Source organism: Kaistia granuli DSM 23481, from assembly GCF_000380505.1.
In the GTDB taxonomy this organism is placed as follows: domain Bacteria; phylum Pseudomonadota; class Alphaproteobacteria; order Rhizobiales; family Kaistiaceae; genus Kaistia; species Kaistia granuli.
In genome coordinates this window covers 162245-178054 of sequence record NZ_AQYH01000006.1, presented here as the reverse complement: position 1 = coordinate 178054, position 15810 = coordinate 162245, and the positions used below count along the sequence as shown (strand labels likewise).

Genomic DNA, 15810 nt, shown 5'->3' with positions numbered 1-15810 from the left:
TGCGTTTCAGAAATCGCGCGCCGTCAGTGTGTAGGACGCATGCGCGTGGCGGGAATAGATCCGGGCGGCGGCCGTTTCGATCCGCGCCCGGTTCGCGTCGAAGGCCCGCAGCGCGGACGCTTCGTCGTGGAGCGCATCGGGCTGCATTCGTGCCAGCGCGTCGGCCTCCAGGAAGAACGACACCTCCAGCGACTGGTCGTGCCCCCAGAACTGGATGCGATGGTGCGTTTCGCTGTAGCTGCGGCTACGATTGGGAAATTGGAGGTTCATTCCCCCAGTATACGCTCAATCGTGGCGGACGGTTATCTCTATCGAATGGACGGCAAGGCGGCTCGTCCTCGGATGAGTTTCAGTTCGCGGGCCTTATGGCAACGATGTGAATATATATTGAACCCTGGATTTGCTTCGATCGGGCGGGGATTGTCTTGGCTGGCTTGTGATTTCACCAGCGGCGTCGATCAGGCGCCGGTCGACGGATGGTCGCCGCCATCCTTGGCCGGGTGGGCCAAGAGCAATTCGTGTTCGACCCGGCGATCCGGAATTAGCCAGATCAGCGCCACGCCGACATAGCAGGCGATCGCGATCCACGGATTGAGGAAGGCGAGCGCGATCGCCGCCGCGTAGATCACGACCGAGATCTTGCCCTTGCGGTCACGGCCGAAGGCCGTCGCCAGTGCCGAACCCTCGCCCTCTAGCCGGATCAGCGCGCGGGCGAGGATGTAATAGGCAATGCCCGACATCATCAGGACGAAGCCGTAGACAGCCACGGGCACGGACTCGATGTGGTTCTCGCCCATCCAGGCTGTGGTGAACGGTGTCAGTGAGAGCCAGAACAGCAGGTGCAGATTGGCCCAGAGCACGCCGCCGCGAACATGATGCACGGCATGGAACATGTGATGGTGGTTGTTCCAGTAGATGCCGATCATGATGAAGCTCAGCACATAGCTGAGAAAGACCGGCAGCAGCGGTAGCAGCGTGTGGATGTCCGCCTGGTGCGGCACCTTCAGCTCCAGCACCATGATCGTGATGATGATGGCGATGACGCCGTCGCTGAATGCTTCGATCCGGCCCTTGCCCATGGCGTGCTCCGTTGCTCGCAACTTACGCTACGCGCTCGGCCGGATACTCTCCAGCCCCGCCATGTCGGCGTGGCCGCTTTCCGGTTCGGGCCGTGCAAGGCAAGCGGCTCTTGCGTGCGCGCCTGCCCATGCTAGGTTCCCGGCTGTCTCATCGGGGTGCCCTGATTCATCTGAATCCTGGCTGAGAGGTCTTCGGACTAACCCGCGAACCTGATCCGGATCATGCCGGCGGAGGGATTGAGTCAAGCGCCGAGATGCTCTTGCCATCGTTCCGTCCTGCGTCACAGCAAAGGACGTTTTCCATGTCTTCATCCGAAACGCCGCGCGTCTCGATCGCGGAAGCCGCCGATGCGCTCGATGCCATGCGGGCCGCCCGGCCTCTGGTGCAGAACATCACCAATTACGTCGCGATGACCATCTCGGCGAACGTGCTGCTCGCCATCGGCGCGTCGCCGGCCATGGTGCATTCCGATGCCGAGGTCGATGAGTTCGTCGCGATCTCGAACGCGCTGGTCATCAATATCGGCACGCTGTCGCCCGACTGGCTGCCCGGCATGCGCAAGGCCGCCGCTCAAGCGGTCGCCCTCGGCAAGCCCTGGGTGCTCGACCCCGTCGGTTGCGGCGCGACGAAATTCCGGACGGATTTCGCCGTCGAGATGAGCCGCGCCAGCCCGGCGATCATTCGCGGCAATGCCAGCGAGATCATGAGCCTGGCGGGAGCCGCGGGCGCTGGCGGCAAGGGCGTCGATTCGACTGCGTCCTCCGATGCGGCGCTCGATGCCGGCAAGGCGCTGGCGAAAGCCAGCGGCGCGGTCGTCGCCATCACCGGCGAGACCGACTACGTCACTGATGGCGAGCGCGTCGTGGCCATCACCGGCGGCAGCGCGTTGATGCCGCTCTCGACGGCGCTCGGCTGCGCGCTGTCGGCGACCGTCGCTGCCTTCGCCTCGGTTCGTCCGCCCTTCGAGGCGGCGATCGCAGCACTCGCCGTTTATGGCGCCGCCGGCGCCGCTGCCGCGGCGCAGGTCAACGGACCCGGCCATCTTCCGGCCGAGCTCTGCGACGCGCTCTACGGAGCCGACGCCGCGCTACTCAAGCGCTACGCGACGATCACCCTTCTGGAGACTGCCCGATGACGATGCCGTTCGACCTCTCGCTCTATCTGATCACCGATTCGGGCCTCGCCGGCCCGCGCGGCGTTGTCGAAACGGTGCGTCAGGCGATCACCGGCGGCGTCACCCTGGTGCAGTTGCGCGACCCGGATGCGACGACGCGCACGTTGGTCGACACCGCGACGGCGCTGCTGGATGTCCTGCGTCCGTACGGCATTCCGCTGATCGTTAATGATCGCGTCGATGTCGCGCTCGCCGTCGGCGCCGAGGGCGTCCATGTCGGCCAGAGCGACATGCCGACCGACAAGGTACGCCAATTGATCGGCCCGGATCGCATTCTGGGCCTCTCGACCTCGACCTTCGAGCAATTGGCCGGCGACGATCTCGGACCGGCCGACTATCTCGGCATCGGCCCGCTCTTCGCCACGTCGACCAAGCCGAATGCCTCGACGCCGATCGGCTTCGACGGGCTGGCGGCGATGGTCGCCAAGGCCAGTCTGCCCGTCGTCGCCATTGGCGGCATCAAGGCGGAGCATGTCGAGCGGGCGCTCGCGGCCGGCGCCGATGGCGTGTCGGTGATCTCGGCCATCATGGCCGCCGAGGATCCGGCGCGCGCCGCCCGCGACTTTGCCGACCGGATCGAGCACTTCCGTTCGCAATAGGGCGACTTATTCCAAATCGGAACAAGTTCTGCCCTCTGCATGCAGGTTCAGTTGAAGACGGCGGCGTGGCATAGTCCGCGCCACGTGCCACCGAGGAGTTGTCCATGTCCGCCACCAACGCTGAACGTCTGGTCGTCAAGGGAGCCCTGGGCCCCCGTTTCGACGAGATCCTGACGCCCGAGGCGCTCGCCTTCGTCGCCGAACTGCATGGCCGTTTCGACGCCAAGCGCCGCGCTCTGCTCGAGTTCCGCAACGAGCGCCAGGTCTTCTTCGACAAGGGCGGACTGCCCGACTTCCTGCCCGAGACCAAGGCGATCCGCGAAGGCGACTGGAAGGTGGCGCCGATCCCGGCCGACCTGCAGGACCGCCGCGTCGAGATCACCGGTCCCGTCGATCGCAAGATGATCGTCAACGCGCTGAATTCCGGCGCGAAGGTGTTCATGGCCGACTTCGAGGACGCGTCCTCGCCGGTCTGGGCCAACATGGTCGAGGGCCAGCTCAACCTCAAGGATCGCTGGGAGAACCGGATCGACTTCACCGATCCGCGCAACGGCAAGGATTACAAGCTCGGCCCCAACCCGGCCGTGCTGATCATCCGCCCGCGTGGCTGGCATCTGCCCGAGCGCCACATCTCCTTTGACGGCATGGACGCGTCCGGTTCGCTGGTCGATTTCGGTCTCTATGTCTTCCACAATGCCAAGGCGGCGCTGGCACAGGGCTCGGGCCCGTATTTCTACCTGCCGAAGACCGAGAGCCATCTGGAAGCCCGGCTCTGGAACGACGTCTTCACCTATGCCGAGGAAGCGCTCGGCCTCGCGCACGGCACGATCAAGGCGACCGTCCTGATCGAGACGCTGCCGGCGGCTTTCGAGATGGACGAGATTCTCTACGAGCTGAAGGACCACATGGCTGGCCTCAATTGCGGCCGCTGGGACTACATCTTCTCGTTCATCAAGACGCTGCGGAACAACAAATCGTTCCTGCTGCCGGATCGCGGCCAGGTCGTCATGGGCAAGGCGTTCCTGCTCGCTTATTCCGAACTGCTGATCAAGACTTGCCACCGCCGCGGCGCCTTCGCCATGGGCGGCATGGCGGCGCAGATCCCGGTCAAGAACAATCCGGAAGCAAACGCCGCCGCCTTCGCCCGCGTCAAGGCGGACAAGGAACGCGAGGCCAATGCCGGTCATGACGGCACCTGGGTCGCGCATCCGGATCTCGTGCCGGTCGCGATGGAGGTGTTCGACCGCCTGATGCCGACGCCGAACCAGCTCTCGAAGCTGCGCTCGGAAGTTTCCTTCGGCCAGAAGGACATGCTGGAGGTCCATCCGGGCACCCGCACCGAAGAGGGCCTGCGCCACAACATCCGCGTCGGCGTCCAGTATATCGAGGCGTGGCTGCGCGGTCGCGGCGCGGTGCCGATCTACAACCTGATGGAAGACGCGGCGACGGCCGAGATCAGCCGCGCGCAGATCTGGCAGCAGCTGAACTTCGAGGCGACGCTGGAAGATGGTCAGAAGGTGACGGAAGAGCTGTTCCGCCGCGCGCTGGCCGAGGAGATGGAAGTCGTGAAGGGCGAGGTCGGGCCGGACAATTACGCCGCCGGCCGCTTCCCGGAGGCGATCGATCTGTTCGCCAAGCTCTCCACCGCCAAGACCTTCGAGGCGTTCCTGACGGTCCCCGCCTACAAGCTCATCGACTGAGCCGATTGACGCGCAATCCGCGTCCACTAAAAATGGCGGCGGGCTGATACAGCCTGCCGCTTGCGCCCTTCGGGGTAGGGTGAATGTATCCGATCCGTTGAACCTGATCCGTTTGCACAGGCGAACGCTTCAGCAATGCAAGCACTGACGTGGCTGCGTTCGCCGACAGGCAAAGGATACGGTTCCATGCGCGATTTCCGCGATGCCAAGCCCATGGCAAAGGCGCTCCGCGCCGCGATGGCCGAGCGCCAGATAGAACTTTCGCACAACGAAACCCTCGAGATCGTCGCCCGACAATTCGGCTTCGACGACTGGAATGTGCTGGCGACCCGCATCGAGGCGTCAGGCACCGACGCTCCGGGTACCGCCGCGCCCCCGGAAGGGCTGCGCTTCAACCAGATCATCCCGATCCTGCGCATCTTCGACATCGCCAAGGCGATGGAGTTCTACCGGGATTTCCTTGGCTTCACCGTCGATTGGGAACATCGCTACCACGAGGGAATGCCGCTCTATGCGCAGATTTCGCGCGCCGGCATGATCCTGCATCTCTCCGAGCACCATGGCGATGCCAGTCCCGGCTCGACGGTGTTCGTCTGGATGCGCGGCATCGAGGCGTTCCATCGCGAACTGCTCGGCAAGAAGTATGGCTATTCGCGTCCCGGGCTCGAAGAGACCGGCTACGACGCGCGGATGGTCGAAGTGCCGGATCCGTTCGGCAACCGCATCCGCTTCAATGAAGCGAATGCCGGCGCCGAACGCAGCCAGGCCTAGACTTCGATGCTGGAGGGCGCGGGCGCGCGTCCTCCACGCAGCGGCCGCTCTTCCATGATCATCAGCAGGGCGAGCGAGATGGCGATGCAGACCGTCGCCGCGATGAAGACGCCGCTGAAGGCGCCCGCCAGCGAGATGCCGGCTTCCGCCGCCGCGGCGATCTTCGCTTCGACCGATGTGCCGGTGCTGCCCGAGATCGCGCCGAGGCCGCCCAGGAAGATCGCGCCGAACACGGCCACCAGGATGGCGCTGCCGAGCGAGCGCATGAAGTTGATCGTCGCCGTCGCCGTGCCGAGGTGATGCGCCTGGACGGCATTCTGCGCCACGACGATCGTCACCGGGAACAGCGTGCCGAGCCCGGCACCGATGAAGGTCAGGATGATCTCGATCGGGACGATGCTGAGCGAGCCGGCGAAGACGGCAAGCACGGCGGTCAGGATCATCGCGATGATCAGGCCAACCGTCGGCGAGCGCTTGTAGTGCTGGACGCGGGCCATGACGCGACCCGAGAACTGGGCGCCGAACACCGTGCCGATCGAGAGCGGGATCAGCGCGAAGCCGGACTCGGCCGCCGACAGATGCAGGACGGACTGGAAGAACAGCGGCATGTAGATCGAGAGGCCGACCATCGTGCCGATGCCGAAGAAGCCCGCCAGCGTCGCCGTCGCCACCACCTGGTCGCGCAGCACGCCGACCGGCAGGAACGGCTCCGGCGCGGTCAGGACGCGGGTGACAAACAGTCCCCAGGCGACCAGCGAGGCGGCGAGCAGGCCGACGATCGGCAGCGAGGTCCAGGGATAGGAAACGCCACCCCAGCTCAGCGCGAGCAGAAGCAGAACGGCGGCGGTGACGAGCAGCACGGCGCCGATGACGTCCAGCTTATGCGGGCGGTCGTTGCGCGGCAGTTTCTTCAGCGCGTTGAAGGTCATGGCGAAGGCGATCAGCCCGAGCGGCAGGTTGATCCAGAAGATCACCGACCAGTGCAGCGCCTCGGACAGGACGCCGCCGAGCACGGGACCGGCGACGCTCGCCAGCGCGAACACGGCGCCGAAATAGCCCATGTATTTGGCGCGTTCCTTGGGCGAGATCGCGTCGCCGATGATGGTGTGGGCGAGCGAGATCAGTCCGCCGCCACCGAGGCCCTGCAGGAAACGGGCGAGGATCAACCCGGTCATGGTCGGCGCGATGGCGCAGGCGATCGAACCGATGATGAAGATGACGATGGCGATCAGCAGCACGGTGCGGCGACCGTGAATGTCGCTCAGCTTGCCATAAAGCGGCGTGACGGCGGTCGCCGACAGCAGATAGGCCGTCACTACCCAGGCGATGTTCTGCAGATCGCCGAGCTCGCGGCCGATGGTCGGCAGCGCCGTCGCGACGATGGTCTGGTCGAGGGCCGCCAGGAACATCGCCAGCATGACGCCGAGGATGATGGAGCGGACAGTGGCATGGTCGAGCGGAGGCGGGCCGGGGCGCGCGGAGACGGAAGCATCCATGGAAGGGTCGCCAATATAGTTTGGCCAGCCGGGGAGGGGCAGGTCAGGAAAGGTACCGGATGAATCTCGGTTCGATCGGGTATCGAACCTTAGACCCGATGTCCGGCGATCTCAATCCGGGCGGCGACGATCTCGCCACTCGGATCCGGTTCAGTGTCCGCCGCCGCCGCCGGCAGGCGCCGCCTGCGGCTTGCTGGCCAAGGGCACCAGCAGGACGATCAACCCGAACATCACCGCGAGCACCAAGAAGACGTCGGAGAACGCCATCACCAGAGCCTCGCGCTTCACGGCTAGCGTCAGCGTCTTCAACGCCGCCACATTGGCATCCGAGCCGAGGGTCGCCGCGAAGCCCTTGGTCATCATGTCGAGCCGCTCGGTCGCCGCCTCGCGTCCCCACTGCACCTGTTCGTGCAGGCGGGTGATGTGCAGGTCCCAGCGATTGTTGAGGACGGTGGTGATGACGGCGAGGCCGACGGCGCCGCCGAGATTGCGGGTCAGGTTGAACAGGCCCGAAGCGTTCTTCATCCGCTCCGGCGGCAAGGTGCCGAGCGCCAGCATCGACACCGGCATCATCGACGTCATCAGGGCGACGCCGCGCATCGCCTGCGGAATGAAAAGCTCGCTGAACGCCCAGTCCTTGGTGATCGGCACGAGCTCCAGGCAGGACAGCGCGAACAGCGACAGTCCGAACGCCATCATGTAGCGGGGGTCCATCTTCTGGCCGAGCCGGCCGACGATCGGCGCGGTGATCATCATGAACAGGCCGGTGACGAACATCGTCTCGCCGATCTGCAGCGAATCATAGCCGCGTACGCGGGCGAGATAGACCGGGTAGAGATAGACGAGGCCGTAGAGGCCGACGCCGAGCATGAAGGAGAACAGAGCCCCCGTTGCGAAGTTGCGGTTCTGGAAGGCGCGCACATCGACGATCGGCTCGTGGGCGCGCAGCACCCGCCAGAAGAACAGGATGCCGGCGACCACCGCGACAACCGCCAGCGCGGCAATGGTCTCGTCCTGGAACCAGTCGTTTGCCGAGCCTTCCTCCAGCACGTATTCGAGGCTGCCGAGGAACAAGGCGAGCGTGATCAGCCCGATATAGTCGAAATGCTGCAACAGCTTGAGGTTCGGCTTGTCCCAGTCGACGCAGGCGAGCACGCCGATCGTGACGAAGACGCCGGGGATGACGTTGATGAGAAACAGCCAGTGCCAGGAGAAGATGCTGGTCAGGTAGCCGCCGATCGTCGGGCCGACGGTCGGCGCCAGCGTTGCGATCAGGCCGACGATCGCCGAGACCATGGCGCGGCGGTTGGGCGGGAAGATCGTGAAGGCGGCTGCGAAGACGGCCGGGATCATGCCGCCGCCGATGAAGCCCTGGGCGGCGCGCCAGACGATCATCTCGCCGATCGAGCTCGACGTGGCGCAGCCGATCGACGTGATGGTGAAGCCGCCGGCGGCGATGGCGAACAGATAGCGGGTCGAGAGCGCGCGGCCGAGAAAGCCTGACAGCGGGATCATGATGATCTCGGCGATCAGGTAGGCCGTCTGCACCCAGGAGATCTCCTGCGCGCTGGCGGACAGGCCCGCCTGGATCTCGGTCAGCGACGACGACACGATCTGGATGTCGAGGATCGCCATGAACATGCCGACCGCCATGGCAACGAAGCCAAGCGTGCGGCGTGGCGTCATCTCCGGCAGGGCGGGTGGTAGCTGGGGACCGGCCATGATCGTCTCCTGGGGCTCATGCCCCGAATTCCGGGTCAGTCACCCGGCGCACGGCCGTGCATGGACGGTCGGATGGAACGAGAGGGGGCGGGCCGGCCGGTAGGGACGACACTGCCCGGCCCCTCTCGAAGCTCTCCCCGCGAGGGGAGAACGTCTTGCTGGATCAGTTCTTGGCGGCCACGACGGCGCTGTCGCCGGTGCGGCTGTCGATATCAACGACCACCGAGAGGCCGGGGCGCAGATGGCCCTTGGCGGCTTCGGAGGCCGGAATGCGGATGCGGACCGGCACGCGCTGCGTGATCTTGGTGAAGTTGCCGGTGGCGTTGTCCGGCGGCAGCAGGCTGAATACGGCGCCCGATGCCGGAGCGACGCTCTCGACAGTCCCGACGATCGGCGCTTCGGCGAAGGCGTCGACGCTGACGCTGGCGGTCGCGCCCGGCCGGATGCGGTCCAGCTGCGTTTCCTTGAAGTTGGCGTCGACATAGACGTCCTGCAGCGGCACCACGGCCAGCAGGCGCTGGCCGGTGGCGACGTACTGCCCCGGATTGACGGCGCGATTGCCGACGACACCATCGAAGGGAGCCCGCACCACCATGTGCTCGAGGTCGAGCTTCTTCTGGTCGAGCGACGTCTGGTTCTGGTCGAGCGCCCGCTCGGCCTCGACGCGCTGCGCCCGGAGAACCTCGACATTGGCCTCGGCCGTGGTGAGGCCGGCCTTGGCGGACAGGACGGCCGCGGCCGATTTGTCCTTGGTCGCCTGCGCCTGCTGCAGGGCCTGCTGGGTCGCAAACTGGTTCTTGGCAAGCGCGGTGGCGCGCGCCAGGTCGGCGACGGCGAGTTCCGAATCGGCATCGGCCGTGGTGATGGCCGTGCGGGCCTGCTCGACGCTCGCCAGGCCGGCATCGATCTGCTTGTCGATCCGGGCGATGGCGGCCTGCTGCGCCGCGATCTGGTTCTCTGCCGCCGCGACATCCAGCTTCTGGTCGGAATCGTCGAGATAGACGAGCGGATCGCCAGTCTTCACGGCCGTGTTGTTGGCGACGGAAACCTTGGTGACATAGCCGGCGAGACGCGGCGCTACGGTCGCCATATCGGCGCCGACATAGGCGTCGTCGGTCGAGACCATGAAGCGGCCGACCGTCCACCATTCATGTCCGAAATAGCTGCCGGCGGCGAGGGCGAGGACACCCGCCGTGAGAAGGAGAAACCGCCGTCGCCCGCCGCGCTTTGCCTGGGGTGCGGCAGCTGGGATCTTGGTCATGCCGTCAGTACCGGGCGTGGAGGGGCGCTCGGCAATCGGCTGGGCCGCGGGCGGCGGCGGTGTAACATCGGCGGTCTGGCGCTGGAACGGCTCCAACTCGGAGACGCCGCTATCGTCAGGGTTCTCGACAAGTGCGACTTTTGCCATGACTCGTCTCCTGTCCTTCTGCCCCGAATAGGCTTTGACCGAACGGTTCGGTCAGCGGGAGCTTGAATTAATCCCATCGAACGACTAAATCAAGATCGAACTGAACGGTTCGGTCAAAAAATCGTGCACTGCACCATCTGGACGGCGTCGGTTGGATCTGGTCGCTGCTTCTTGGTAGTCTGGATCAACTAATAGAGCGGGCGTGAATCGGAGCCGGATATCGGTTTCGGACCGCCAAAGGGGAGATATATCGTGGCATTCGTCGATGAACCGCGCACTGCCGACGAGGGTGGGGCGGGGCAGGATTCGCGAAAGCGCGAGCAGATCATGCGCGGCGCCAGTCAGGTCTTTCTTGAGAAGGGCTTCGACGCGGCCAGCATGAACGACATCGCGCGCGCGGCCGGCGTCTCGAAGGGCACGCTCTATGTTTACTTCGCCAACAAGGAACGGTTGTTCGTCGAGCTGATTTCGTCGGAGAAGCGGGAAGAGCTGTTCCGCATCGTCACGCTCGATTTCGACAATCATGATGTCGAGGCGGTTCTGAAGAAATTCGGCCGCGAGCTCTGCGCCATCCTGACCAAGCCCTACTACGTCAAGGCGATGCGGTCGGTGTTCTCGATCATCAACCGGATGCCGGAGATCGGGGTCGAGTTCTATACCAACGGGCCGGCGCTCTGCACCGATCTGCTGCGCCAATATCTCGAGGCGCAGACCAAGGCGGGCGTGCTCGTCATTGACGATTGCGCGCTGGCCTCGCAGCAGTTCGTCGAATTGTCGCAGAGTGGCATCATGCGTCGCGTCCTGTTCGGCGTCATCGATACGCCGGACGCGGAAGAAATCGGACGGCGCGTCGATAGCGCCGTCGTCGTGTTTCTGAAGTCGTATCTCGCACCCGTCGCCGCCCGGGTCTGACGGGATCCGGGCGGACGAAGCCGCCCGGGCAGGCGCGTCAGCGGACGACGACCCGGGTGCCGACCGGAACGCGCGAATAGAGGTCGCTGACGTCGGCATTGACTAGGCGGATGCAGCCGGACGAGACGTTGTGGCCGATCGTCCAGGGTTCGCTGGTGCCGTGAATGCGGAAGATCGTGTCCTTGCCGCCGCGATAGAGATACATGGCGCGGGCGCCCAGCGGATTCTTGGGGCCGCCTTCCATATAGGCCGGCAGGACGCGGCCCTTCTTGCGCTCGCGGCGGATCATCTCCGGTGGCGGGGTCCAGCCGGGCCATTCCGCCTTGCGGCCGATCTTGACGTCGCCCTTCCAGCCAAATCCATCGCGGCCGACACCGACGCCGTAACGCATCGCCTTGCCGTTGCCCTCGACGAGGTAGAGGAACTTCTCGTCGGAATGGATGACGATCGTGCCGGGCTTTTCGTTGGTATTATAGCGGACGCGCTGGCGCTGGTACTTGTAGGGAAGCGCGGCGCCGGGCCCGGAAACCTTCGGTCCGAAATTGTCGCTGCCCTGGAACAGCATCTTGAAGAAGTTCTCGGCATGCGCGCTGCCGCCGGCGGTCAACGAGACCGCTCCAGCGAGAAGCGAGGCTGCTAAGACGCGTCTGAAGTTCATGATGTCCCCCATCAAGGCCAATCGCGCCCATGGGGCGCGGATTCCGAATAAACGCACGATAGGATCGCAGTCTTCCAGCGGCAACCTTCGTGCGAGTCACGGGGCCGTGATTGTGATTGCGATCACAGAGCCTGCATTCTCCCGTCAGCTCATTAAGGTTCGGTAACGCGGCGGCAATCTCGTCGTCAGACAGCCGTCGCGATAGTAGGCCCGACAGACAGGCGACCTGTGCTGGTTGGAGATCTACATGGACAAGCTCAAGTCGGCACTGGCGTCCGTGCTGCGGATCGCGCTTCCCTATTTTCGCTCCTCCGACATGTGGGTGGCGCTCGGCCTGCTCGCCGTGGTCATTGGGCTCCGGCTGTTCAACGTCTGGCTCGACGTCAAATTCAACTACTGGAACAACGATTTCTATACGGCGCTGCAGAAGAAGGACTGGACGACCTTCGCCTATCAGATGTTCGTCGTCTTTTCCTGGATCGCGGCGCTGACGATCATCACGACAGTCTACCAGATCTATTTCGCCCAATGGCTGCAGATCCGCTGGCGCAACTGGCTGACCCACAAATACCTGAACGGCTGGATGTCGAACGGCACGCATTACCGGATGCGGCTGGCGGGAAACCCGGCCGACAATCCGGACCAGCGCATTTCCGAGGATACCGATCGCTTCACCGATGGCGTGCTGTCGATCGGCGTCGCCCTGCTCGGCCAGATCGTCACGCTCGCCACCTTCATTGTCATCCTCTGGAGCCTCTCCTCGACGGCGCCGTTGATCATCTTCGGTCAGAGCTACGCCATTCCCGGATATCTGGTCTGGCTGGCGCTCGGCTATGCCGTGCTCGGGACGGTGCTGACGCACTGGATCGGCAAGCCGTTGGTCTCGCTGAACTTCCAGCAGCAGCGCTATGAAGCCGACTTCCGCTTCGCCCTGGTGCGCCTGCGCGAGAATGCCGAGGAGGTCGCGCTGCTGAAGGGGGAGCCGGCCGAGCGGGTCGAGCTCTATCATCGCTTCGGCTCGGTCCTGACCAATTTCTACCAGATCATGACACGTACGAAGAAGCTGACCTTCCTGACGGCCGGCTACAGCCAGCTCGCCGTCATCTTCCCGTTCATCCTGATCAGCCCCCTCTATTTCGCCGGAACGATCGAGCTCGGCGGCCTGACGCAGGTCGCCTCCGCCTTCGGAACGGTGCAGGCCGCCTTGTCCTTCTTCGTCACCGCCTATTCGACCATCGCCGCGTGGAAGGCGGTCGTCGATCGTCTGGACGGTTTCGAGCATGCGATCGAACATGCCGAGGAGCTGGAGCGGGCGGGGCCGTCGCTGGCCGCGAACGGGACGGATGCCGGTCTCGTCATCCACGATCTTGCCGTCCGGCTGCCGGATGGTCGCGAGATCGTCCAGGTGCCGGATCTCCGCGTTGCGCCGCAGGAGCGCGTGTTGGTCGTCGGCCCCTCCGGTTCCGGCAAGACCAGCCTGTTCAGAGCGCTCGGCGGTGTCTGGCCGTTCGGCGACGGCGCGATCCGGATCCCTGAAGGCGCCAACCTGCTCATCCTTCCTCAGGACGCCTACATGCCACTCGGCACGATCCGCGCCGCACTCGCCTATCCGGCGGCCGCCGAGACGATCCCGGCCGATCAGGCCTCGGATGCGCTGGCCGCGGTCGGATTGTCCGGTCTGATCCCCCATCTCGACGAGGACGCGCATTGGGCCAATCGCCTGTCGGGCGGCGAACAGCAGCGCATCGCGATCGCCCGCGCCATCCTGGCGAAGCCCGATTGGCTACTTCTCGACGAGGCGACCAGCGCGCTCGACGAGAAGGCCGAGGCTTCCGTCTATCAACTGATCCGGGCACGCCTGCCCGAGGCAACGGTGATATCCATCGGCCATCGCTCCAGCCTGACGGCTCTGCACGATCGCTTCCTCGAACTGGTCGAGAATGGCGGCGGCAGCCATGTCCTGGTTGAACGGGCGGAGCCGACGCTGGTGCCGGCCTGAGATCGCATTTTCCATCCGGCCCGATCGACGCAATTGTTTACCTCAGGCGAACGGTGTGTCGTGTCGTGGCTATGTTTCGGTGCCCTGTGTAATGCGGTAATGTTGAAATCAGAACAATCTGAACAGCCCATGATGGCGCCTGGAGATTTCAATGTCCGATACCACTTCACAGAAGTTGATCGTGCCCGCCTTTAGCGGGATTTATTCGGCAACACCGGTTTTCGAGGCGCTGCTGCGCTTTGTTGTCGGTTTCTGGCTGGTGCCGCATGGCGCCCAGAAGCTGTTCGGCCTGTTCGGCGGCGGCGGCATTTCCGGTACGGCTGGCTTCTTTTCTCAGATCGGCCTCGAGCCGGCGGTTCTGCTGGCGACGCTCGCTGGCCTCGGTGAGTTCTTCGGCGGCCTGTTCCTAGCGATCGGCTTCCTGACCCGTCCGTCGGCGCTGGTCGCGGCCTTCGTGCTGCTCGTCGCGACGCTGTCGGTCCATATCGGCAACGGCTTCTTCATGGCCAATGGCGGCTTCGAATTCGCCTCGCTCTGGTTCTTCGCCGCACTCTATTTCGTCTTCAAGGGCGGCAACCAGTACTCGGTCGACGCCAAGATCGGCCGCGCTGTCTGATCGTTTCGATCCCGCAAGATGTGGAAAGGCCGCCTTCGGGCGGCCTTTTTGCATCGTTCGTCATCGGCCGGTGAGGTTGCCCGTTCATGGTCGATGCGGTACGAAACCGCCGCTGAATGCGGTACGAAATGTACCAATTGATGCGGTACAGGACGTATCGCGCGAGAGACGGGATCGACGGACATGGCCGAGAAAGACAAGACGAACGCCCTGAGGGCGCGCCTGCCGCGCGGGCTCGTCGATCGCCATGCCGGCGCGATCAAGACCGCCGACCGGATGCTCTCAACGATTCGGGGCGTCTATGAGCTCTACGGCTTCGAGCCGGTCGAGACGCCGCTGATCGAATACACGGACTCGCTCGGCAAGTTCCTGCCGGACCAGGACCGTCCGAACGAGGGCGTGTTCTCGTTCCAGGACGATGACGAGCAGTGGCTGAGCCTGCGCTACGACCTGACGGCGCCGCTCGCCCGCTATGTCGCCGAGAACTACGACCAGCTGCCGAAGCCCTATCGCAGCTATCGCAATGGCTGGGTTTTCCGCAACGAGAAGCCGGGCCCGGGCCGCTTCCGCCAGTTCATGCAGTTCGATGCCGACACGGTGGGCGCCGCTTCGCCGGCCGCCGACGCCGAGATGTGCATGATGATGGCCGATACGCTGGAAGCGCTCGGCATCCAGCGCGGCGACTATCTGATCCGTGTCAACAACCGCAAGGTTCTGGATGGCGTCATGGAAGCGATCGGCCTCGCCGGACCGGAGAACGCCGGCAAGCGGCTGACGGTTCTGCGCGCCATCGACAAGCTCGACAAGTTCGGCCCCGAGGGCGTGAAGCTCCTGCTCGGCGAAGGCCGCAAGGACGAGAGCGGCGATTTCACCAAGGGCGCGGGCCTCGACGGGGCCGGTGTCGCCACGGTGATGAAATATGTCGCGGCGCAGTCGAGCGTCGGCAACGAGGCGACGGTCGAGAGCATCCGCCAGAACATCGAACTTGGTCCGTCCGGCGTGGAGGGTTTGAATGAACTCGACCAGATCGCCGTAATCACGTCTGCGGCTGGCTATGCCGACCGCATCAAGATCGATCCTTCGGTCGTGCGCGGCCTCGAATATTACACCGGCCCCGTCTTTGAGGCGGAACTGCTGTTCGAGACCGTCAACGAGAAGGGCGAGCCGGCCCGTTTTGGTTCGGTCGGTGGCGGTGGTCGCTATGACGGGCTGGTCGGGCGTTTCCGTAGCGAGTCGATCCCAGCCACCGGCTTCTCGATCGGCGTCTCCCGCCTGATGGCGGCGCTAACGGCGCTCGGCAAGGTTTCCGAGGAAGCCGAGATCGGCCCGGTCGTCGTGACGATCTTCGATCGCGACCGCGTCGGCGAGTACCAGAAGATGGTCAAGGACCTGCGCGATGCCGGCATCCGCGCCGAGCTCTATCTCGGCGGCTCCGGCCCGAAGGCGCAGCTGAAGTACGCCGACAAGCGCAACGCGCCCTGTGTGATCATCCAGGGCGGCGACGAGAAGGCCAAGGGCGTCATCCAGGTCAAGGATCTGGCGCTCGGCAAGCAGCTGTCGGCGGAGATCACCGACAACGCCACCTGGCGCGAGGCACGTCCGGCCCAGGTCGAGGTACCCGAGGCGGATCTGGTCGCGGCGGTGCGCGAGATCCTAGCGCGGCAAGCGGGGTGAC

The 15810-nt window shown here is 64.7% G+C and carries 14 protein-coding genes and 1 riboswitch; of the genes, 8 read left to right on the top strand and 6 right to left on the bottom strand.

The window, feature by feature from the left end; translation table 11 throughout:
• Nucleotides 1-6: 6 nt before the first annotated feature.
• Nucleotides 7-270, bottom strand: coding sequence for a DUF1488 family protein (locus G342_RS0108440; protein WP_018182691.1), 264 nt, complete (start codon nt 268-270; stop codon nt 7-9).
• 188 nt (nt 271-458) lie between these two features.
• On the bottom strand, nt 459-1079 hold the full coding sequence (locus G342_RS0108435) for a TMEM175 family protein (protein ID WP_018182690.1): 621 nt from the start codon (nt 1077-1079) through the stop codon (nt 459-461).
• 142 nt (nt 1080-1221) lie between these two features.
• Nucleotides 1222-1333: riboswitch (TPP riboswitch) on the top strand.
• Nucleotides 1334-1381: 48 nt separating this feature from the next.
• Here G342_RS0108435 and thiM point away from each other — a divergent pair.
• The 4 genes from thiM to G342_RS0108415 all read left to right on the top strand — a co-directional run bounded on the left by thiM (nt 1382) and on the right by G342_RS0108415 (nt 5324).
• A complete protein-coding gene (gene thiM, locus G342_RS23625) occupies nt 1382-2215 on the top strand; it encodes a hydroxyethylthiazole kinase (protein ID WP_018182689.1) in 834 nt (277 codons plus the stop codon).
• Entirely contained in the window at nt 2212-2853 is a 642-nt protein-coding gene (gene thiE / locus G342_RS0108425) for a thiamine phosphate synthase (RefSeq protein ID WP_018182688.1), read from the top strand. Before thiM ends, thiE begins: the two co-directional genes overlap by 4 nt.
• A gap of 104 nt (nt 2854-2957) precedes the next feature.
• Nucleotides 2958-4553: a malate synthase A gene (aceB, locus tag G342_RS0108420; protein ID WP_018182687.1), complete on the top strand. Its 1596-nt coding sequence runs from the start codon at nt 2958-2960 to the stop codon at nt 4551-4553.
• A gap of 186 nt (nt 4554-4739) precedes the next feature.
• The gene (locus G342_RS0108415; RefSeq protein WP_018182686.1) at nt 4740-5324 is read left to right on the top strand and encodes a glyoxalase superfamily protein; all 585 of its coding nucleotides are present in this window, start codon (nt 4740-4742) and stop codon (nt 5322-5324) included.
• Here G342_RS0108415 and G342_RS0108410 read toward each other — a convergent pair.
• From G342_RS0108410 to G342_RS0108400, 3 genes are all read right to left on the bottom strand, one after another.
• Nucleotides 5321-6820 (bottom strand): MDR family MFS transporter, encoded by a 1500-nt coding sequence (locus G342_RS0108410; RefSeq protein WP_018182685.1) that lies wholly within the window; start codon nt 6818-6820, stop codon nt 5321-5323. The genes G342_RS0108415 and G342_RS0108410 overlap by 4 nt on opposite strands.
• A gap of 150 nt (nt 6821-6970) precedes the next feature.
• The gene (locus tag G342_RS0108405; RefSeq protein ID WP_018182684.1) at nt 6971-8542 is read right to left on the bottom strand and encodes a DHA2 family efflux MFS transporter permease subunit; all 1572 of its coding nucleotides are present in this window, start codon (nt 8540-8542) and stop codon (nt 6971-6973) included.
• A 163-nt stretch (nt 8543-8705) separates the two neighbouring features.
• The gene (locus G342_RS0108400; RefSeq protein WP_018182683.1) at nt 8706-9950 is read right to left on the bottom strand and encodes an HlyD family secretion protein; all 1245 of its coding nucleotides are present in this window, start codon (nt 9948-9950) and stop codon (nt 8706-8708) included.
• Between the two features lie 252 nt (nt 9951-10202).
• On the opposite strand from G342_RS0108400, the gene G342_RS23620 reads away from it, so the two are divergent.
• On the top strand, nt 10203-10862 hold the full coding sequence (locus G342_RS23620; protein ID WP_018182682.1) for a TetR/AcrR family transcriptional regulator: 660 nt from the start codon (nt 10203-10205) through the stop codon (nt 10860-10862).
• A gap of 37 nt (nt 10863-10899) precedes the next feature.
• Here G342_RS23620 and G342_RS23615 read toward each other — a convergent pair whose 3' ends face one another.
• Nucleotides 10900-11520: a L,D-transpeptidase gene (locus tag G342_RS23615; RefSeq protein ID WP_083931181.1), complete on the bottom strand. Its 621-nt coding sequence runs from the start codon at nt 11518-11520 to the stop codon at nt 10900-10902.
• Nucleotides 11521-11767: 247 nt separating this feature from the next.
• Between G342_RS23615 and G342_RS0108385 the strand changes: the two genes are divergently transcribed.
• The 3 genes from G342_RS0108385 (at nt 11768) to hisS (ending at nt 15809) form a co-directional block, all read left to right on the top strand.
• Nucleotides 11768-13519, top strand: a complete 1752-nt coding sequence (locus G342_RS0108385; RefSeq protein WP_018182680.1) for an ABC transporter ATP-binding protein/permease — start codon at nt 11768-11770, stop codon at nt 13517-13519.
• 151 nt (nt 13520-13670) lie between these two features.
• Nucleotides 13671-14135 (top strand): DoxX family protein, encoded by a 465-nt coding sequence (locus G342_RS0108380; RefSeq protein ID WP_018182679.1) that lies wholly within the window; start codon nt 13671-13673, stop codon nt 14133-14135.
• 183 nt (nt 14136-14318) lie between these two features.
• Nucleotides 14319-15809 carry a histidine--tRNA ligase gene (gene hisS, locus G342_RS0108375; RefSeq protein ID WP_018182678.1) on the top strand — a complete coding sequence of 497 codons (1491 nt, stop codon included), beginning with the start codon at nt 14319-14321 and terminating at the stop codon, nt 15807-15809.
• Nucleotide 15810 lies beyond the last annotated feature (1 nt).